This is a genomic window from Streptomyces sp. NPDC008079 (assembly GCF_042957385.1).
In the GTDB taxonomy this organism is placed as follows: Bacteria; Actinomycetota; Actinomycetes; order Streptomycetales; family Streptomycetaceae; genus Actinacidiphila.
The window spans coordinates 235,540-254,846 of the sequence record NZ_JBIBIC010000001.1 but is presented as its reverse complement, the minus strand read 5'-3'; the positions used below and the strand labels follow the sequence as shown (position 1 = coordinate 254,846).

Sequence of the window (19,307 nt, the reverse complement as noted above, 5' to 3'; positions counted from 1 at the left end):
CGCCGGGGGCCCGGAAGCCGGTCGTCCGGCGGGTCACGGGCCCCTCGCGGGCCGGTCGCGGGCCGGTCGTGGGCGGCCCGTCTCACCGGCCGGGGGCTGGGTCGCGGGCGTGCCGTATCACCGGCCGAGGCCCGGTCACTCGCCAGCCAAAGACTAGTGACTCACCTGCCGATGTCCAGCGACTCACCTTACGTTGGCAAGCGATTTACTTGACCTGCGGCTAGTGAATGCTTAACGTCAGGCTCGGCGTGCGCTACCCGAACCGGCCGTGGAGATATGTACCCATGTCAAGCTATTTGTACCGACTCGCCCGGCTCGCCTTCCGGCGCCGACGGCTGGTCCTGGCGTTGTGGCTGGTGGCGGCCGTGGTCGCCATCGCCGCCGCCCAGATCAGCGGCGGGAAGACCAACGACAACTTCACGATCCCTGGCACCGAGGCGCAGAACGCGTCCGACGTCCTGTCCGCCAAGCTGCCCGCCTTCAGCGGCGGCCAGAGCACGATCGTCTTCGCGACGACCCAGGGCAGCAGGAAGGTCACCGACCCGGCCACCATGAAGGTGATCGAGTCGGCCATGACCAAGCTGCGGACGGTCCCTCAGGTCTCCAACGTCGTCGACCCGTTCCAGGGCAAGCTCGTCTCGCAGGACGACAAGATCGCGCTCGGCCAGGTGCAGTGGTCGGCGGCGGCCACCGACGTCAAGGACGCCAACCTCGACCTGTTCAACGACGCGATGAAGCCCGTACGGGCGGACGGCGTCCAGGTCGAGTACAACGGCAGCGTCTATCCGGGCTGGCGGCAGGTGATCTCCGAGCTGCCCGAACTCATCGGCCTGATCGTCGCCTTCTTCATCCTGATGATCACCTTCGGGGCGTTCGCCGCGGCGGGCATGCCGATCCTGGGCGCGATCATCGGCGTCGTCACCACGCTGATGGCCATCACGGCCGTCGCGTCCGTGGTCACCATCGCCTCGGCCTCCACCACCGTCGCGCTGATGCTCGGGCTCTCCTGCGGCATCGACTACGGCCTGTTCATCCTGTCCCGGCACCGTACGAACCTGCTCAACGGCATGACGCCCGAGGAGTCCGTGCCGCTGGCCATGGGCACGGCGGGCAGCTCCGTCGTCTTCGCCGCGCTCACCGTGATCATCGCGCTGTGCGGGCTCACCGTCGTCGGCATCCCGTTCCTCACCGTCATGGGTCTGGCCGCCGCCGCCTCGGTCGCCGTCGCGCTGCTCATCGCGCTGACCCTGCTGCCCGCGATGCTCGGCTTCGCCGGGACCAAGGTCGCCACATTCACCCGGCTGCCCTGGCTCGGCGCCCGCGCGGAGCGGGTCGCCCGCCGTTCGGCCGCCGACCCGGACAGCCCCAACGGCGCCCGCTGGGCCCGCTTCGTCGTACGCCACCGCATCCTCGTACTGATCGGCGGCGTCGCCCTGCTCGGCGTGCTGGCCATCCCCGCCCTCGACATCCGGCTCGGCCTGCCCAGCAGCGCCTCCCAGCCGAAGAGCACCACACAGCGCAAGGCGTACGACCTCACCACCGAGGGCTTCGGCGCCGGTTTCAACGGCGCGCTGCTGATCGTCGCGCAGAACACCAGCAGCCCGGCGGACACCGCGGCCATCGCGGCGCGGCTCACCAAGGTGCCGGGCGTCGTCAAGGTGACGCCGCTGGCCTCCAAGAACGGGGTCTCGCTGATCCGCGTGATCCCCAAGACCGGGCCGAACGACCCCGCCACCGCCGACCTCGTGCACACCCTGCGCGACGACCGGCAGCAGCTCGAAGGTCAGACCGGCACCGACATCCTCGTCGGCGGCACCACGGCCTCCAACATCGACGTCTCGGCCAAACTGTCCAGCGCGCTGCCGGTCTTCCTGATCGTCGTGGTCGGCCTGGCCTTCATCCTGCTGACCTTCGCCTTCCGCACCATCCTGGTGCCGATCAAGTCCATCCTCGGCTTCCTGCTGTCGATGGCCGCGGCCCTCGGCGCCCAGGTGGCGACCTTCCAATGGGGCTGGGGCCAGCGGATCTTCGGCATCACGCCGACCGAGACGATCAGCTTCCTGCCGATCATCATGCTGGCCATCATCTTCGGCCTGTCCAGCGACTACGAGGTCTTCGTCGTCTCCCGCATCAAGGAGGAGTACACGAAGAACGGCGACGCCCGCCGGGCCGTGCAGCGCGGCACCGGCCTGTCCGCCCGCGTCGTCACCGCCGCGGCCCTCATCATGTTCTTCATCTTCGTCGCCTTCATGTTCACCGACGACCCCACCATCAAGGCCATCGGCTTCAGCTTCGCCGCGGGCGTCTTCCTCGACGCCTTCGTCGTCCGCCTCACCCTCGTCCCCGCCGTCCTCGCCATCGTCCGCTCCAAGGTCTGGTACCACCCCCAGTGGTTCTCCACATACATCCCCGACCCCGACATCGAGGGCCAACGCCTCGAACACGAACTGAAATCCGGCCGCCTGACCTGACCTGACCCTCCCTGACCTGACCTGACCCGCCCTGACCTGGCCCGCCCTGACCCCGGCCGCTCCGCGGTTCAGACCGAGCCGACGGCCGGCTCACCCCACACCGTCGTCCCGAGCGAAACGCCGAGCCCGCGTTCCCGCCGCAGTGCCGAGCAGCGCCTGATACCGCAAGTTGCTCGGCCGCGCGGCGTCGGGTCCGAGACGTGCTTCCCAGTCCCGGCAGACGCCCGCGACGAGCGCGGCCACGGCCACGGGGTCGGCGCTCCGCCAGGACGGGAACCGCCCGGCCCAGGCCACAGCGGCCTCGTCCGGCCAACCGGCTTCCATCAACCGCACCGCGGTGAGCGCCACGTCCACCCAGGCGGGCCCGGAAGCGACCATGGCCCAGTCCACGACGCGCGCGCCGCTCGCGCCGATCAGCAGATTGTGGGGATTGGTATCCGTGTGCAGCAACGCGTCCCCGGCCAGCAGCAGTTGCTCGTCATCCGACAGAACGTGCGCGTAGCGGTCACCCAACCGCGGCGCCAAGCCGTCCGCGGTCACCTCCTGCATACGCGCCAGCGCCCGCGCGACCAGTGCCGTGTCGGCGGAGCCCGGGGTGAGGTCGGCGTGCCGACCGTCGATGTACTCGAATACCAGCACATCCCACCCGGCGACCGTCACCCGGGCCAGCAACAACGGTGCCACCCCGGCGACCAGCGGATTCGCCGCGACTTCCCAGTCCTGGCCGACAACCCCGTCCGTGTCCGAGACCGGAACGCCCTTGACGAACACCCGCCCGTCCGCGGTGGCCAGTACGGCGGCGGTCTGGCACGTCAGCCCCTCCGCCACCGGCACCCAACCCGTCACCGCCCCCACGTACCCGCCCACCGCTACCCGTACGGCGGACGGCAGCGCGTCCCATTCGGTACGTGGCATCCGGGCACCTCCGACGAAAGGTCCCCGAGGCGACCGCTTCGGGGCCGAACACGCTACTGCGTCGCCCCGCACTTCCGGCAGCGAATCTTGCCCGACCATCCGACCCACTCGTGATCGCAATTCGGCACGACGGTGGGCGGCCTGGTCGCGGTCGCCGGGATCTGCGCGTACGACTCCGACGCGCAGGGCCTCGCGCAGCGGTACTTCCACCAAGCGCTCCGCCTCGCAAAAGCCTCCGGTGACGGCGCCGGCATGTCGCCCGCGCTGGCGACCGACCTGTACGCGATGCAGGCCAAGGCGTTCTCCCGCATGGGCGACCAGGCAGCCTCATCAGCCTGCGCGACTGGACCCCGGCCCGGACCTACGCTGCCGAAGCCGTACGCGCCCAGGCGCACGCGCGCGGTTCCGTGCACCGTCCGGCCACGCTCGCCACCGCCGACCTCGGCCGTGGCAACCCCGAGCAGGCCGCCGCCCACAGCGTCACTGCCCTCACCCTCGCCCGGGGCCAGGAATCACAGCGCCTGCCCGGCCGTCATCTCGATCATTACCTCATCCGCCAACGCCCGGTCGCCCTGGCCACCACCGTCAACGAAGCAGGCGAAGCCCTCCTGCTGTGGCGCCACCGCTTCATCACCGACAGCTGGGGCTGGGAACTGGCCGCCGGTGTCGTCGAGCACGGTGAGGACGTCGAAGCCGCGGCCGCCCGCGAAATGCTCGAGGAAACCGGCTGGCGCCCCGGCCCCCTCCGCCACCTGCTGACCGTCGAGCCCTCCAACGGCCTCACCGACGGCCGCCACCACGTCTACTGGTCCACCACCGCCGAACACATCGGCCACCCCGAGGACGACTTCGAGTCCGAGCGCCGCGAATGGGTCCCCCTGTCCTCGGTCCCGACCCTGATCGAACGCGGCGAGATCCACTCGGCGAACGCCGTCGCCGCTCTCCTTCTGCTCCACCACATGCACGCCACCGCGTGAGTCCGGCACCGCCGGTCAGACCGAGCCGAGGTCGATCTCCGCGGCGAAGGGGACCACGGCCTTCACGGTGCCGGTGAACACGGCGGTCTGTTCGACCCTCCGGTCCCGCCAGGGGGTGCCGGGGAACCCCGGCCGCAGTAATCTGCGTCGACGCCTACGAGCGCGCGTGAGCGCGGCGACGGCCGCCGGGGGGCGGGCAGGGGCGGATGAGGGGGACGGCACACGATGGACGGAAACGACGGCTCCGGCAGACCGGCGTACGACCCGGCCAAGGGCTACGGCGGCACGCCCGCGAGCGGCGGCGGTACGGGCCACAGCGGCACGGGCCACAGCGGCACGGGCCACGGCGGCGGGGGCGGGGACGGGCTGTGGAGCGTGCCCGGGTACAGACACGAACGTGACCTCGGGGCGGGCGCGTCCGGCCGGGTCGTGCTGGCCACGCACGTCGCCACGGGAACGGCGGTGGCGGTCAAGTACCTCGCGGGACCCCTCGGCGGCGACCCGCGCTTTCGCACCGCCTTCCGCGCCGAGGCGGAACTCCTCGGCGGCCTGCACTCGCCGTACATCGCGCGCTTCTACGAGTACGTGGAGGACGGCGGGAACGCCGCGATCGTGATGGAGCTGGTCGACGGCATCGCGCTGCACGCGCTGCTGCGGCAGGAGGGCGCGACCGATCCGGAACCGGCGCTCGCGGTGCTGAAGGGCTCGCTGCTCGGCCTGGCCGCCGCGCACGCGGCGGGGGTGGTGCACCGCGACTACAAGCCCGCGAACGTGCTGGTCACCACGGACGGCGTGTCCAAGCTGGTGGACTTCGGCGTCGCGGTGCGCAGCGGCGAGACGGGCGCGGTCGCGGGCACGCCGTCGTACATGGCGCCCGAGCAGTGGGCGGGCGGCCCCGCCACCCCGGCGACCGACGTGTACGCGGCCACCGCGACCTTCTACGAGTGCCTGACCGGCAGCAAGCCGTACTCCGGCTCGACGATGTTCGAACTGGCCGTGCAGCACGCCGAAGCGCCCATCCCCGACGAGCGGGTGCCGGAGCCGGTGCGCGGTCTGGTCACCCGCGGCCTGGGCAAGACCCCGCAGGAACGCCCGCAGAGCGCGGCCGAATTCGTCGCGGAACTCCAGGCGGTGGCGGGCGCCGCGTACGGCGAGGACTGGGAGGAGCGCGGGCAGCGCAAACTCGCCGCGCTCGTGGCCCTGTTGCCGCTGCTGCTGCCGTTCGGCGGCGGCAGCGCCGCCTCGGGGACGACGGCCTTCGCGCACACGCAGCTCGGGCAGGGGGCGGGCGTCGCCTCGGGCGCGGCCCCCGCGCCGACTCCGGGCGCGGCGGCACCGGGCGACGCCCTGGTCGCGCTGGAGCGGCACCGCCCGGTACGCCCGGCCCGCTTCGGGCGGCGCGCCAAACTGGTGGCGGGCGCGGTCGCGGCCGTCCTGATATCCACCGGGCTCGTCGTGACCGCGGTGGCCACCGGCGGCGACGGTCCCTCCGACGAGGTCACCGCCGCCTCGACCCCCTCGGCCCTGACCTCCCTGGTCTCAGGCCAGCCCGTCGCCCCCGCGACCGGCACCCCGACGTCCGGTTCCCCGTCCGCGTCCCCCTCGGCATCGGGGTCCGCGTTCCCGTCCCCGTCCGCCTCGGACAGCGCCTCACCGAGCGGTACGACGACGACGGCGCCGGTCGATCCCCCGACGACATCGGCGCCGACATCGACGCCCCCCACCACGGCGCCCACGACGCCGCCGACGACACCGCCGACCACGACGACGCCACCCGCGCTGGTCGTGGACTCGGTCGCCATCGTGCGGTTCATCTGTAGCGCGGGCGCCGGACACACGGCGGTCGCGGCGGTCACCGTGCAGGGCAACGGAGCCGACGACGGCACCTTGGTCCTCACCTGGGCGCACACCACGGCGTCGGGACTCGTGTCGGGAGCGGTCACCGAGTCGTACCCGATCCCCAAGGGCGAGACGTCCTCCACCCAGTCCTACACTCACGCGTTCGGCGTCAGCCGCTTCCCCGGCTGGACGCTCACCGTCTCCTCGACGCCCGCCGCGGGCAAGGGGAACGGCTCCTCACAGACGATCGACGCCTGCTGACCCGCACTTCGGCCCTCCGCCAAGGAACCCGCCCATGCCGCACGACCGTGACCGCGACCAGAGCCGTGACCCACGCCTGCACTTCAGCACCCGGCCGCAGGCCGCCCCCGCCCCCGCCCCCGCCGCGCCGGACGACGGCACCTTCCGGCTCAGCGACCTCGGCTTCGGCGGCGCGAGCGATACGGACGGCGCGAGCGTCGGGGGCGGTACGGGCGCCGGGGGCGGTGCGGGCGGCACCGAGGAGCCGGACGGCGCGACCGTACTCGACCCCGACTCCTGGTCCAGCGAGGTCCCGGAGGCGGAGACCTTCGCGTCCGGGCTGCGCCGCTTCGGGCCCGGGGTGCCCGAAGGGCCCGAGCCGTCGGTCGGTACGGAGCGGACCGCCGCCGTGTGGCACGGCACCGTGCGGCCGGGGGAGCCGGTGCTGCCGCCCGAAGAGCCGCGCCGGAAACGGGCGTTGGGCGGCTGGCTGCTCGCGCTGCTGGTACTGCTCGGGGTGGTGGCCTATCTGCTGTGGCAGCACTGGCCGGGCTCGGTGAAGGTCGACGGCGTCAGCGTCCGCAACGACACCGCCGTCCAGGGCTGCCACAGTACGGCGAAGGTGGTGGGCACGCTGCGGACCAGCGGGGACGCGGGAACGGTGCGCTACCGGTGGCGGCGCAGCGACGGCACGCTGTCCGACGAGTTGCGGCAGCGGGTGGCGAAGGGGCGGCGCAGCACCGACGTCGTGCTGCTGTGGTCCTTCGACGGCCGCGGCACGCTCCAGGCGACCGCGACCCTCGAAGTGCTCTCCCCGCAGCGGCAGTCGGGGTCGTACACCTTCACCTACCGCTGCTCCTGAGGCCGTTGACGCGCGCGGTCAGCCGATCCGCGCCTCCCCGTACGGGAGCAGCCGCACCGGACCGACCAGGCCGTACGGCTGGCGCGGCGATCCGCCATAGACGCCCGGATCGCTGACGCGCAGCCGGTTGCCGAGGGTGGTGGCGACCTCGACCTCGATGGTGTTGTCGCCCTGGCGCAGCCAACCGCCCAGGTCCACCACGGGGTTGATGTGGTCGACGGGGTCGAGGCGGTGGCCGTTGACCGTCACGCGGCAGGTGTCGTAGACCGTGCCGAGGTCGAGCAGGGCGCCGTGGCCGCCGGTCCAGGCGCGGCCGAGGCGGACGGTGGTGCGGTAGCGGCCGATGCCGGAGACGTCGGCGAGCGCGGGGATGTCGGGCCAGGCGGCGAGCGCGTCGAGGGTGAGCGCGCGGCGCACGACCCTCGTCTCGGTGGCGGTGGCGCCCGGCTGCCAGTCCTCGACGTCCAGCCGCCAGCCCGTGAGTTGGGTGGGCTGCGGCACGCCGGAGATCCGGCTGCGCACCGTGCGGCGGCCTTGGGACAGCTCGGTGACGTACTCGCCGTCGGCGGAGCCGCGTACGGTCAGCCGCCCGTCGGCGAAGAGCACGGTGTCCGCGGTGGTGGACACCGCGTGCGGGCCGCTGCCCGTGCGGTCGCCGAACAGGCCGGGCACGCCGAGCGCGACGACCATGGTCTCGCCGGGCTGGAGCGCGACGCGCAGCGTGACCGTGTCGCCGGTCTCGGTGTACGTGCCGATCCGCCGCACGCGTCCGGTCCACAGGTCCAGCAGGTACGGGACGTGGCGGGTGCTGCCCCGGCGCAGGGTCACCTCGTGGTCGACGGCGGCGACCGGCGGCTTGACCGTCTCGGCGTGCTTGCCGTTGCAGAAGTAGAAGTAGTCGACGCCGTCCGCGTACCGGTGGGCGTTGAGCAGCGTGGAACTGGTCGCGTACGAGACGAGCGGTGTCACGCCGAGGTCGGCGAGCGCGGCGCCCACCGCGGTCTTGTCGGTGATCTGCCGGACGCGCGGCTGGGCCAGCAACTGGGCCAGCACCGCGCGCAGTCGGGCGTCCTGCCCGCCGGTGTCCAGGCCGGGGACGGTCGCGGTGCTCCAGTCGCCGACCAGCATGATCGGCAGCCCGGCCTTGGTGAACGCCAGGAATTTCTCGGCGACTTCGACCGGCAGCGTGCAGGTGGACCCGGCGAAGAAGTCGGCCTCCACGAACAGGGCGCGGTACGCGGGTCCGCCCGCCGCCAGCACCCCGTTGGTCACCCGCGCCGACGGCAGGCTCAGCAGCGGCTCGCTGATGAACTGGTGGTTCCAGCCGAGCGGTATGCCGGTCGAGGTGAACCAGGACGCGCCGATGCCGGTCGCGGTGTAGCCGGTCTGCCGGAAGATCGCCACGTCCTGGCGCGGCTTCCCCGCTTGCAGGACCTGGTGCACACGGGCCAAGTAGCCCGACATGTCGGTGATGTGACGCCACGTCGGATGCCGCGGTCCCCACGACTCCCCGTAGCCGACACCGCCGTGGTAAGGGGTGAAGGCCGCGTATCCCGGCCAGGCCACACCGGGCAGGGCCGCGTACGAGAAGCCGTGGATCACGGTCTGGTTGACCCCGGCCGCGTACGCGCCGCCCATCGTGCGCAGGAACTTCTGCCAGGTGGTGCTGTACGCGCCGCCGGTGTACGCGCCCGACTCGCAGGACAGAATGGTGCTGCCCGCCATGTCCCGCCCGCCGGCCAGGCACCGGTAGTCGTCCAGGTTCTTGAAGCCCAGCGACTCGCCCTCGGGGATGTCCAGGAGCGCGGCGGTCGCGATGGCGTCGGTCTGGAGCCCGTACGGCTGCGCGCGCAGCTTCAGTCCGAAGGTGCTCGCCCACTTCTTGATCGCGGTGACGTGGTGGGTGTTGTACAGCTCCGAGACCGTCTGCCAGAAGTCGTGGCGTACGCGGACGGTCAGCGCGGCGCCGTACGCGTAGACCTGGTTGCTCTTGTTGAGCAGCAGCGCGGGCAGGTACGGCAGCAGGTCGTAGCCGCGGCGGCGGGCGAATTCGGCGGGCAGCGCCGGGGTCCACAGCAGGGCGCGCGACTCCAGCTCGATGGAGTCCTCGAAGAGGGCGCCGCCCGCGCGGGCGATCAGCCGGCGCACCGGGCGGGTCAGCAGGTCCGACTCCCAGAAGTCGGTGATCGCGCGGGTGCCGGCGGGGCTGAAGTGGTCCACGACGTACGCGGTCGGCGCGGTGTGCGGCCCCGCCTCGGGGGTCTGGCCGGTGCCGCGCAGCCAGTGGGCGAAGAGCAGCCAGGACCCGCCGTCGTCGGGCGCGGTCCAGGTGACGGCGCCGTTGGTGACCGTGCGCGTGAGGTCCACCAGGGTGGCCGGGTCGAGGCCGGTCTCCTTGCGGGTGCTGTTGGCGGTGTCGACGCGGACCGCCTGCACGGCGAGCAGCGTGGCCTTCGCGGCGGCCGGGTCGGCGGCGACGACGGGGGCGGGGACGGGTCCCTCGTAACGGGCCCCGGCGGCCAACGCGGCGACACCGTAGGCGAGTTCCTGTACGGCGGCCGGGCTGTCCGGGGTGATCGTGGGGACGGCGGTCGGCCAGGCGGGGCCCGCGGTGAGGTCGACGGTCAGGCCGCGGCGGTCGGCCTGCTCCAGCGCGGCCTCCATCCCGGCGACCCAGCTCGCGCTGCCCCAGCCGTGGTGCGCGGTGTCCAGGACGGCCGGGTCGTCCACGCTGTGGTGGACCGCGGCGATCTCGACGCCGCCGAAACCGGCGTCCGCGATCTGGTCGATCTCGCGGCGGATCTCGGCGGGCTCGACCAGCCCGTCCGGCCACCACCAGCGGAATTTGGGCCGGACGGGGGCGGGCGGGGCGCTGAACCAGGAGGCGGAGCCGGGGGCGCCGGGTCGGCACGGGGCCGGGTGCGCGGAGGCGCTGCCCGCCGCTCTCGCCCCTTCGGCCGCGTGCGCGGTGCCGGTGGCCGCGCCCCACGTGAGGGCCGCGCCCGCGGCGGCTCCGGCCTGGAGGACGCGGCGGCGGGCGACACCGGTGTCCGGGCGGCTGTCGTCGGCGTGGCTGGCGTCGTCGGTCATGGTGCGCGTCTCCTCGTATGAAACGTTTTAAGTTCCGGGCGGACGCTATGGCCGAGAATCGTCAGACGTCAAGGGGGTGAACTTGCCGGATCCATTGAACAGATTCAATCGAGCGGGGAAATGCATGCCGCGGGGCCGAGGGCGGCACCCGTGGCGCGCGCCCGTCCGCCCCGCGCCCCGCCCCGTGTCCGCCCCGCGCCCGGCACCGTGTCCGCCCCGCGCCCGGCGCCGCGTCACGCTCCGCCGTATGGAGGAAAGTTTCATCCGCACTCTGTTCTGCGGTGGTTACTTGGCATTAAGTTCCAACGGCAGCTGCCCGCACGGAATTTGACGCTCTCCCTCACCCCCACCACGGGAGCACACATGTCGGTCCCTGAGCACTTCGCCATGCCCCGCACCGCCCAGTCCCGCGCCGCCCTGTCCCCCGCCGCCGAGTCCGGCACGGACGAGTCCCGCGCCGCCCTGTCCCGCCGCCGCTTCCTCGCCTCGGCCGCCGTGCTCGGCGCGAGCGCGGGAGCCGTGATCGTCGGCGCCGCGCCCGCCTCCGCCTCCGCCGCGCGGATCGTCCCCGAGCCCAACATGTTCGACACCACGGCGTGGGGCGCCCGCCCGCCGTCCTCCCCGGTCAGCCTGGCCGGGAACAACCCCAACAAGATCGTCGTGCACCACACCGCGTTCGCGAACACCGCCGACTCCGGCACGTCCGGCTCGTTCGCCATCGCGCACGAGATCCAGGACCTGCACATGGACACCAACGGCTGGATCGACACCGGCAACCACTTCACCATCAGCCGGACCGGCATCATCATGGAGGGCCGCCACCGCAGCCTGGAACGGCTGCTCGCGGGCAGCAACATGGTCGTCGGCGCCCACACCGTCGGCCAGAACACGCAGGGCATCGGCGTCGAGAACAACGGCACGTACACCTCGGTCGCGCCGCCGTCGATCCTCTACGCCAGCCTCGTCAGCCTCTGCTCGTACATCTGCTACAAGTACGGCCTCGCGCCGACGCAGATCTTCGGGCACCGGGACTTCAACGTCACCGAGTGCCCCGGCGACAAGCTCTACGCGATGCTGCCGCAGCTCCGGTCGGACGTGGCGTCCCGGATGTAGCGGCGGGTCCGCCGGGTGCGGCGCCGGGCCCGCGCGGGTTCGGCGCCGCACCGTGCGGACCTCCGGGTTCGGCGCCGCGCCGGGCCCGCGCGGACGCCAAGGAGGCCGCCGAGTCCCTCGACACCTGGCAGTCCGCCCACGCGTCCCGTATCGCGGCCCTGCTGTCGAGGCACGGCTACGAGGACTGAGCCGGGCGCCAGCCCAGGGCCGGGCCCAGGGCGCCGGCGAGGTCGGTGAGGATCTGGGCGTAGTCCTCGTGGGCGAAGGTGAAGGGCAGGGCGAAGGCGACCTCGTCGATCTCGCGGAAGGCGGCGTGGGCGTGGAGGCGTTCGGCGAGCTGGGCCGAGGGGCCGACGAAGTCGGGGGAGAAGAGCATGCGCGCCGGGCCCTGCGGAGCCGTGGTGCGCGGGAGGCGCTTGCGGGCGTACTCCTCGTAGCGGGCGCGCTGCGCGGGCGTGGCGCTGTCGGTCGGGATGACGACGAGGCCCTGCGAGACGCGGGCGCGGTCGCCGTCGGGGTGGTGGGCGCGGAAGGTCCTGATGTGGGAGAGCTGGATGTCGGCGAAGTCCGGCGCCGGGCCCGTCACCGCCGCTTCGGCCGCCTCGGCCTCTGCCGCCTTCTCCGACTCCGCCGCCTTCTCCCGATACTCCGGCTCCTCCGCCTTGACGACGCTGCTCGTCAGGAAATTCATGCCGTTCTCGCCCGCCCACCGCGCCGACCGCAGGCTCGCGCCGCCGTACCAGAGACGGCCGCCGAGGCCGGGGGAGTGCGGCTGGACGCGGTCGGAGAAGACCTCGATGCCCTCGACGCCGCTGAAGTCGGTGGCGCGCTCGCCGCGTACGAAGTCCAGCAGCCGCCGGACGCGCGGGTAGCCGAAGTCCTCGGCGTCGGCGGTGTCCGGGTAGAGCGCGGGCCCGACCTGCTCGAAGTGCGTGGGCGGCCCGACGCTGACGCCGGGGTTGAGCCGTCCGCCGGACAGGATGTCGACCGTCGCCAGATCCTCGGCCAGCCGCAGCGGATTCTCCCAGCCCAGCGGGATGACGGCGGTGCCCAGCTCGATCCTGCGGGTGCGCTGGCTCGCCGCCGCCAGCACGGCGACCGGCGAGGAGATCCCGTACTGGAGGTGCCGGTGCCGCACCCACGCGCTGTCGAAGCCGAGCCGTTCGCCCAGCTCGATGATCTCCAGCGTCGACTCGTGCCCCCGCCGGGGATCGGCCTCGTCGAACAGCCCGATGGTCAGGAAGCCCAGCTTCCGCAACGGCTCGGATTCCAGCGGCACAGCACGCCTCCCACGTTTCCGTCCATACTCACGCCCGCCCGCCGCCCCCGCACTCCGTACCCACCGCGACCTGAGTACGAGCACGGATGATTCGGACACATCCGCGCGGCCACACTGGTCCAGGAGCGAAGATCACCTACGCGAGAGGCGGCAGCGCCGTGCAGACCAACCATCCCCGTCGGCCCCGGATTCCCGCCGGCCCCCGGCTCACCCTGATCGGACTGTCCCTCGCGGGCGTCGCCTTCATGGGGCTCGGCTCGGCGTGCAGCATGCAGGACGCGATGTGCTCGGGCGGGGAGTACCCGGTGGCGTCGGTCGGGCCCCCGGCGGGCGGCGGGGCCTGCGTGTCGGACAAGGAGGAGCCGCCGAAGGGCTTCGTGCGCTACCCGAAGGGCAAGGTCCCCCGGCACGTGGACGACAAGTGGGACAAGTACTGGCAGGAGCACTCCCTGGACGCCGAAGGCAACGAGGTGAAGTGAGGCCCCGCCGCGGGGGGCGGGACCTCACAAGGCGTGCCGGGCCCGCGTACGGATCGGCGTACGCGGGTACGTAGCGGCTACTTCAGCGTCACCGTCGCCGACGCCGTCAGGCCGCCCGAGGCGACCGTCACCGTGACCGTGCCGCGCCGCAGCGCGGTGAGCGTGGCGGTCGTCGGGTCCAGGACCGCGAGGGTCCCGGGACGGCGCTTGGCGGCCTTGGCCTCGGAGGGCGAGTCGGTGACCAGGACGCCCGCGGACCCCGACCAGACCACCGTGGCGGGGTAGCGCAGCGGAAAGCGCAGCCCGAACTCGCTGGTGATGCCGGTGGCCGCCAGAGCGGCCGACGTGCCGACGGGCACGGGACCGTCCGCCGTCAGCTCGATCCCGTCGATGACCGGGCGGCTCTCGGCCCGCAGCCACTCGCGGGTCCGCGGGCTCGGCTGCCCGGCCCGGACGCGCGCGGGCCTGGGGTCGACGCCGACGTGCATCCAGCCGAAGAAGCCGCCCTGGTCGGGCGAGCTGTAGGGCGTCTTGCCCACGGCCGGGGTGGTGACCTCCAGGACGCCGTCGGTCCGCGTGACCGACGCGGTGTGCGCGTGGCCGGTGAAGAGCGCGACCGGTTTGCCGGAGGTCTCCCGGAAGTCGGCCAGCCACTTCTGGAGGAGCCCGGCCTCCAGCTGGTCGGCGAGCTGTGAGGCGCCCGCGCCCGAGGGGTCCCGCAAGGGGTGGTGGAAGGACAGCACGACACCGGTCACCGACCGGTCCCTGGCCGCCTTCGCCAACTCGGCCTGGAGCAACGGCACTTGGTCCCAGTCCGAGGTCCGCATGTCGCCGGTGTGCGAGTCCAGCAGGATGAAACGGGTCCCCTTGTGGTCGAAGACCTGCCGGTTGGGGCGGCCGGTCACGGCGAGGAACGCGTCGAGGCCGCCGGTCGCGGACAGCCCCGCCTCGTGGTTGCCGGGCGTCCAGTACACCGGCAGCCCGGCCGGTACGTGGTCGCGCAGCAGCCCGTTGGCGAGTGCGAAGTCCTCGGGGTTGTTGTTGTCCACGAAGTCGCCGTTGATCAGCAGGAAGTCCGGCCGGGTCGCGACGGCCTGGCCGAGCGCGGTCACCGCCTGCCGCCCGGAGAAGGAGTCGAGCCCGGCCGCCGCGCTGACGTGCAGGTCGGACAGGACCGCGAAGGTCCACCGCCGGTCCGGCAGTCCGCCCTGCTCGACGACGTACGGGTCGGGCTGCGGGGCCTGCGAGGTGTCCGGCTGCTGCCCGACCTGCGCGGCGAGCCCGTCGAAGTCGAGCCGCCCCGCGTTCTTGTTGGTCTGCGACGTCTCCGCGATGTAGATCCGCAGCAGCGTGACCGGCTCCGAGTACCCGGCGGGGAGGTCCCCGACGACCCGCCGCCACCCCGTCCAGTCCACGGTCAGCGCGAGCGTGAACGGCACATTGGTGGTGCCCTGCGAGTACATCATGCAGCGCAGCCAGTGGTTGTTGCCGTCGCCGTTGACCCACAGCGCGATCCGCTTCGTGCCCGTGGGCAGCGTGATCGGACCGCCGCCGGCCACCGCGTACGCCGCCGACGTACTCGTCTGCCCGGTGAAGTCGTACGTGAGCCGCAGCGCGTGGTTGTCGGCCGCCGCGCCCGGCCGGTCGGGGGCGGCGACGAAGGCGACCGACGCCGTGCCCCGCGCGGCCAGCGCCGTCCAGTTCTCGGCCGGCTCGAACTCGGCCAGCGACACGTCGACCAGGCCGACCGTCACCGGCAGCCGTGCCGTCACATCCCCCACGGTCGCCGTCAGGACGGTGGCCTTGCCGACCGCGCCCGCGTCACCGGTGATCCGGAGGCTGCCGTCGGGCTGCGCGGCCACCGTGATCAGGGCCTTGTCGTAGGCGAGTCGGACGTCACGCGGCGCGACGGGCGCGTCGAAACCGTCCGCGTCGTATCCGGTCAGGCTGACCGACGCGGTCGCGCCGGGGTCGATGGTGACGGCCCGCTCGGTGAACGCCAGCCGGTGCAGGTCGCCGAGGACCCGCAGTTCGTGCGCGCCGTCCGCGTCCCCGGTACGGGCGCGCAGCGTTCCCGCGCCGGGCTTCCTGGCGCGGAAGACGCCGTCGCGCGCGGTGCCGAGGGAGCCGGGCGAGGCCGACCACCGTACGGGGTCGCGGTGTTCGTCGATCGGCACCGGCGCCCACGTCTCGTCGTAGCCCGCCGCCGCGACGTCCACGGTCAGCCCCGGCACGACGCGGTCGGCGCGCGGGCGTACGTCGAGGCCGCGCAGCCGTCCCGAGCCCTTGCGGGCGGCGAAGAGGCCGACGCCGTTGGGCACGGGCCGCTCGCCGCCGTCCGAGGGGGTGTTGACGACTCCGGCCCCGGTGTCGCCGGGCCTGCGGGCGACGATCTCGGTGGAGCCGCCGCCGTCGAGCATGAACGCCTCGGTGGCGCCGAGCCGCACCAGCAGCTTGGCGGTGTCGTCGAAGCTGAGCCCGGCGGAGAAGTTGGCCGAGCCGTCGATTGCGACGAGCAGCAGGCGGTGGCCGCCGTCCAGCCACGCGATGGCGGTGCGCGGCTTGGCCGCGTCGTTGCCGGTGCTCGGCGGGAAGTCGATCGCCGTGCCGCCGCGCACCAGCACCTCGCCGCTGCCGAGCGCGGTGCGCAGCGCGACGGGCGCGTTCGTCCGCGGCGCGAAGTCGACGGTGACGGCGTCACCGGGCTTGGCGGCGGCCAGTTGGGCCGCCGCCGCGCCCCGGCCGAGCACGACGAGGCCGCCGTCCGGCACCGCGGTGTCGGTGAGTTGGGCGTTGACGGCGGTGATCTTCCCGCCCGCGACGACGAGTTCGGTGTACGGGCCCGCGTCCTGGATGAGCGTGCGGCGCCCGGCGCCCCACTTCGGGGTGTACGCGGCGACGCCGTCGGCGGGCACCGAGGGCGAGTTGAGGGCGGCGAGCGGCCGTCGCGTCCCGGCGACCGTGACCGTACCGGTGAGCACCAGGTCGGCCAGCCGGGCCACCCGGTCGGCGCCGATCGCCGCGACGGTCGCCGTCTTGTTCGTGCCCTTGCGGAGCGTGCCGTCCTGGATTTCCGGGCCCTCGGCCGCGAAGGTCTCGGTGATGTCGAAATAGTCGCCGTTGACGGCGGCCACGGCGTGCTGCGCGTTCGCCGCCTGGGCGAGCGGACGCGGATCGCTCACCTTGTCCGCGACGAGGTCCACGCCGACCGACGCGTTGCCGAGATCGGCGTTGAGCACATGGACCCGCGTCCAGCCGGTGCGGCCGAATGTGTCGAAGGAGGTGAGGACGATACCCGGCGCGACCGGGTAGTCCGCGCGGCCCGCCACGAGGGATTCCCCCGGAACGGCCAACTGGTAATTCGGCGGCTTGTATTCGGCGTAACCGGGGTATTTCGCCGATTCCGGCGGAGTGAACGCCGGTGTGCTCCCGGCCTGTCCCGATGTGCCCTGTCGGCTCGTTTGCGCGCTCGCGGTTCCGGCGGTCGCGGTGAGTCCGGCGGCGACGGCGCCGACGATGAGGCCGCGTCGCGTTATCCCCGAGGCGGCGCTGGTTTGCTGATTCTCCATGGCGCATCACGCTATGGGTTTTTGCCGTCGATGAGATGAACGAAAACGTAGGTGAGGACATCGGGTTGCCGGTGCGCGGGCGGATTGCGCCCGAACGGCACCGTGGGCGGCGCCGCCTGCCGCACTTCACGTCGTTGACGCGGGTGCGGAACGTCCGCATTTGGCGGGCACGTCGGGATATTGCCGCCCAGGAGGCGGCGCGGCTTTTCAAAAAACACACAGGTCGCTTGCAACCCCTCCCGTTACAGCTGTTAGTTTCGGTCGGGCTGCCCCTTCGCGGGGGACGTGGACATCCCTGCGGCCCACCCTCGGCCGCGAAGCCAGCGGAGAAAGACCACGAATGGATTACTGCTACACGTGCCGCCGCTCCGTCAACGGGGCGCTGGTGTGCCCGGGTTGCGGCGCCTACGCGCCGGAGACGGACGCGGCACCGGTCTCGTACGCGGACCCGGCGTCGTACCCGGCTCCGGTCTCGTACGCGGACCCGGCTCCGTACGAGCCCGCCGCGTACATACCGGAGCCCTCCGTCTTCCCGGCCGCCCCTGTGGCTTCGGCTTCGGCTGACGAGGAGAGGACGGCGTCCGTCGTCGGGCCCTCCTCGCTCGTGCCCCGCTTGCAGGGCGGACGCGCCGCCCGGCGGCGGCAGTTGGAGCGGTGGAAGAAGAACCGGCGCCGTGCGGGCGTCGCCACGGCGGTGGCCCTCTTCGGCGGCGGCGTGACCGTCGCGTCCATGCAGAACCACGGCTCCGGCCGGGGCACGACGGCGTCCTCGTCGTACGACACCGTGACGCCGGTGACGCTGCGTACCGACAACGCGCAGGCCACGGACCCGACGTCGGGCCCGCACGCCGCCGCGCCCGCTACCCAGCGGCACACCCGTACCCCGGCGCTCCCCACGGCCCAGGCGACCCACCCGGCCGCCACCAACGCCGGTACGGCCCCGCTGCCCGCCACTTCCCCGGCCACCGGCCCGGCCCCGTCCGCCTCGACGGCTCCTTCGACGCCCCCGTCGACCGGCACGCAAGCCGTGAACACCGGCACCGGCACCGCCGCCGACACCCCCGCGGACCCCGGCACGACGACGACGGCGCCCCCGGCCACCACCCCCGCCGACCCCGCGTCGCCGAGCACGTCCCCGACGACGCCGCCCGCGCACCAGGGCCTGTGCATCCTGATCCTCTGCCTGCCGTAAGACCCCGGCCGGGACGTGCCCCGTAGGGGCGTTGGCTCCGCCCCGACGGCGGCCCCAACGCCCCTAAAAGATCAGGTGCACCGCACCCGTATGGCGCGGGTTAACAGAATGCCTCGCGGACCGACCCGCCGACCGCGGCGCACCACGTGCTCAGGTCGACCTTGCCGTTGGGGCGCAGGCCGTGCAGCCGCTGGAGGTCCTGGACGGCCTTCTGGGTGGCGTGGTCGAAGGTGCCGTTGACCGTGACACCGGCGAAGCCCTTGAGGGCCAGGATCGACTGGAGGCCGCTCACCGGCAGCCCGGTGGCGTGCTTGTCGAGTACGGGCGCCAGCGCTTCCCACGTTGCGGTGTCGAAAGTGGCGTCGGGCGTGACCGGAATGCCGTGCGTGGTCTGGAAGTCGGCGACCACGGCGTTCATGTCGGTGCCGAAGACGCCGTTGGGCGTCAGCGCGGTGTACCCGGCGTTGTTGAGCAGGTACTGCGCGACCCCGACGACCTGGCTGTCCACGAACCGCCAGATGTCCGGCCAGCGGCGCGCGGGGATGTCCCGCCGGGGCGTGCGCATCTGGGTCAGGACGCGCGAGCGGATCGTCGGGAACTGCGCGTAGAAGGCGGCGCCGGGACACTCGGTGCCGAGCCGGAAGTCCCAGTGCCCGAAGATGTCCCAGGCGTGCAGGTCGAACTGCCGGCACACGGCGACGCACAGCTCCACCAGGGAGTCGAGCAGCGCGCGCGGCGGCGTCTCCGTGATGTACGTGCCCTCGTTCTCGATGCCGATCGCGTTGCCGTTCTCACCGGGGCAGTGCGCGGCCGTGACCTGGTGTTCCCCGGTGACCAGCGTCTCCAGGCTGCGGTGCCTGCCCTCCATGACGTAGCCGCCGCGGCTGACGGTGAAGTGCTGGCCGGTGTCGGCCCAGCCGTTGGTGTCCATGTGCAGGTCCTGGCAGTCCTTGGCGAGCTGGACCGCGTGGGCGCGCGAGTAGTCCGTGACGTTGGGGAACGCCATGTGGTGCAGGATGATCTTGTTCGTGGTGTTGCCCGTGATCTGGATCGGGCTGGACGGCGGCCGGGCGCCCCACGTGTCGCAGTCGATGATCCACGGGAATTGCGGCGACGGCGCGGCGACGGCCGCTCCGGGCAAGGCCAGTTCGGTACCGACGACGGCGGCGACCGCTCCGCCCAGGCCGACTCTGAACAACGTGCGACGGTCGACCTCGTGCTCGTGTATGGCCAATGCATGCTCCCCGAGGAACGTGGCAGTCACTGTTAACTGCCGTGCAC

Annotated in this window: 12 protein-coding genes; 7 read left to right on the top strand and 5 right to left on the bottom strand. The window is 72.7% G+C overall.

The annotated features are described in order from the left end of the window. Positions 1-284: 284 nt before the first annotated feature. Positions 285-2,471, top strand: coding sequence for an MMPL family transporter (locus tag ACFZAM_RS01000; protein ID WP_355339819.1), 2,187 nt, complete (start codon positions 285-287; stop codon positions 2,469-2,471). 90 nt (positions 2,472-2,561) lie between these two features. Here the strand turns inward: ACFZAM_RS01000 and ACFZAM_RS00995 are convergent, their stop codons facing one another. Beyond that, on the bottom strand, positions 2,562-3,386 hold the full coding sequence (locus ACFZAM_RS00995; RefSeq protein ID WP_391041775.1) for a phosphotransferase: 825 nt from the start codon (positions 3,384-3,386) through the stop codon (positions 2,562-2,564). Between the two features lie 521 nt (positions 3,387-3,907). On the opposite strand from ACFZAM_RS00995, the gene ACFZAM_RS00990 reads away from it, so the two are divergent. From ACFZAM_RS00990 to ACFZAM_RS00980, 3 genes are all read left to right on the top strand, one after another. Further along, the gene (locus ACFZAM_RS00990; protein WP_391043466.1) at positions 3,908-4,363 is read left to right on the top strand and encodes an NUDIX domain-containing protein; all 456 of its coding nucleotides are present in this window, start codon (positions 3,908-3,910) and stop codon (positions 4,361-4,363) included. Between the two features lie 225 nt (positions 4,364-4,588). Beyond that, positions 4,589-6,463 carry a protein kinase gene (locus ACFZAM_RS00985; RefSeq protein WP_391041774.1) on the top strand — a complete coding sequence of 625 codons (1,875 nt, stop codon included), beginning with the start codon at positions 4,589-4,591 and terminating at the stop codon, positions 6,461-6,463. 34 nt (positions 6,464-6,497) lie between these two features. Continuing rightward, positions 6,498-7,304, top strand: coding sequence for a hypothetical protein (locus ACFZAM_RS00980; RefSeq protein ID WP_391041772.1), 807 nt, complete (start codon positions 6,498-6,500; stop codon positions 7,302-7,304). An 18-nt stretch (positions 7,305-7,322) separates the two neighbouring features. On the opposite strand, the gene ACFZAM_RS00975 is transcribed toward ACFZAM_RS00980, so the two are convergent. Next, a complete protein-coding gene (locus tag ACFZAM_RS00975) occupies positions 7,323-10,394 on the bottom strand; it encodes a glycosyl hydrolase (protein ID WP_391041771.1) in 3,072 nt (1,023 codons plus the stop codon). Between the two features lie 363 nt (positions 10,395-10,757). Between ACFZAM_RS00975 and ACFZAM_RS00970 the strand changes: the two genes are divergently transcribed. Next, entirely contained in the window at positions 10,758-11,507 is a 750-nt protein-coding gene (locus ACFZAM_RS00970) for an N-acetylmuramoyl-L-alanine amidase (RefSeq protein ID WP_391041769.1), read from the top strand. Between the two features lie 175 nt (positions 11,508-11,682). Here the strand turns inward: ACFZAM_RS00970 and ACFZAM_RS00965 are convergent, their stop codons facing one another. Next, a complete protein-coding gene (locus ACFZAM_RS00965) occupies positions 11,683-12,786 on the bottom strand; it encodes an LLM class flavin-dependent oxidoreductase (protein WP_391041768.1) in 1,104 nt (367 codons plus the stop codon). Between the two features lie 158 nt (positions 12,787-12,944). Here ACFZAM_RS00965 and ACFZAM_RS00960 point away from each other — a divergent pair, with 158 nt between their 5' ends. After that, a complete protein-coding gene (locus ACFZAM_RS00960) occupies positions 12,945-13,265 on the top strand; it encodes an SCO0607 family lipoprotein (protein WP_391041766.1) in 321 nt (106 codons plus the stop codon). A 77-nt stretch (positions 13,266-13,342) separates the two neighbouring features. On the opposite strand, the gene ACFZAM_RS00955 is transcribed toward ACFZAM_RS00960, so the two are convergent. After that, the gene (locus ACFZAM_RS00955; RefSeq protein WP_391041765.1) at positions 13,343-16,834 is read right to left on the bottom strand and encodes a phosphodiester glycosidase family protein; all 3,492 of its coding nucleotides are present in this window, start codon (positions 16,832-16,834) and stop codon (positions 13,343-13,345) included. Between the two features lie 340 nt (positions 16,835-17,174). Between ACFZAM_RS00955 and ACFZAM_RS00950 the strand changes: the two genes are divergently transcribed. Continuing rightward, positions 17,175-18,026, top strand: coding sequence for a hypothetical protein (locus ACFZAM_RS00950; RefSeq protein ID WP_391041763.1), 852 nt, complete (start codon positions 17,175-17,177; stop codon positions 18,024-18,026). A gap of 100 nt (positions 18,027-18,126) precedes the next feature. On the opposite strand, the gene ACFZAM_RS00945 is transcribed toward ACFZAM_RS00950, so the two are convergent. Continuing rightward, positions 18,127-19,260, bottom strand: a complete 1,134-nt coding sequence (locus ACFZAM_RS00945; protein WP_355339846.1) for an N-acetylmuramoyl-L-alanine amidase — start codon at positions 19,258-19,260, stop codon at positions 18,127-18,129. Positions 19,261-19,307 lie beyond the last annotated feature (47 nt).

Bases quoted from the DNA above. Each gene is read 5' to 3' on its own strand.
- ACFZAM_RS00995 (WP_391041775.1), bottom strand. From the start codon at position 3,386: ATGCCACGTACCGAATGGGACGCGCTGCCGTCCGCCGTACGGGTAGCG.
- ACFZAM_RS00975 (WP_391041771.1), bottom strand. From the start codon at position 10,394: ATGACCGACGACGCCAGCCACGCCGACGACAGCCGCCCGGACACCGGT.
- ACFZAM_RS01000 (WP_355339819.1), top strand. From the start codon at position 285: ATGTCAAGCTATTTGTACCGACTCGCCCGGCTCGCCTTCCGGCGCCGA.
- ACFZAM_RS00955 (WP_391041765.1), bottom strand. From the start codon at position 16,834: ATGGAGAATCAGCAAACCAGCGCCGCCTCGGGGATAACGCGACGCGGC.
- ACFZAM_RS00985 (WP_391041774.1), top strand. From the start codon at position 4,589: ATGGACGGAAACGACGGCTCCGGCAGACCGGCGTACGACCCGGCCAAG.
- ACFZAM_RS00950 (WP_391041763.1), top strand. From the start codon at position 17,175: ATGGATTACTGCTACACGTGCCGCCGCTCCGTCAACGGGGCGCTGGTG.
- ACFZAM_RS00980 (WP_391041772.1), top strand. From the start codon at position 6,498: ATGCCGCACGACCGTGACCGCGACCAGAGCCGTGACCCACGCCTGCAC.
- ACFZAM_RS00970 (WP_391041769.1), top strand. From the start codon at position 10,758: ATGTCGGTCCCTGAGCACTTCGCCATGCCCCGCACCGCCCAGTCCCGC.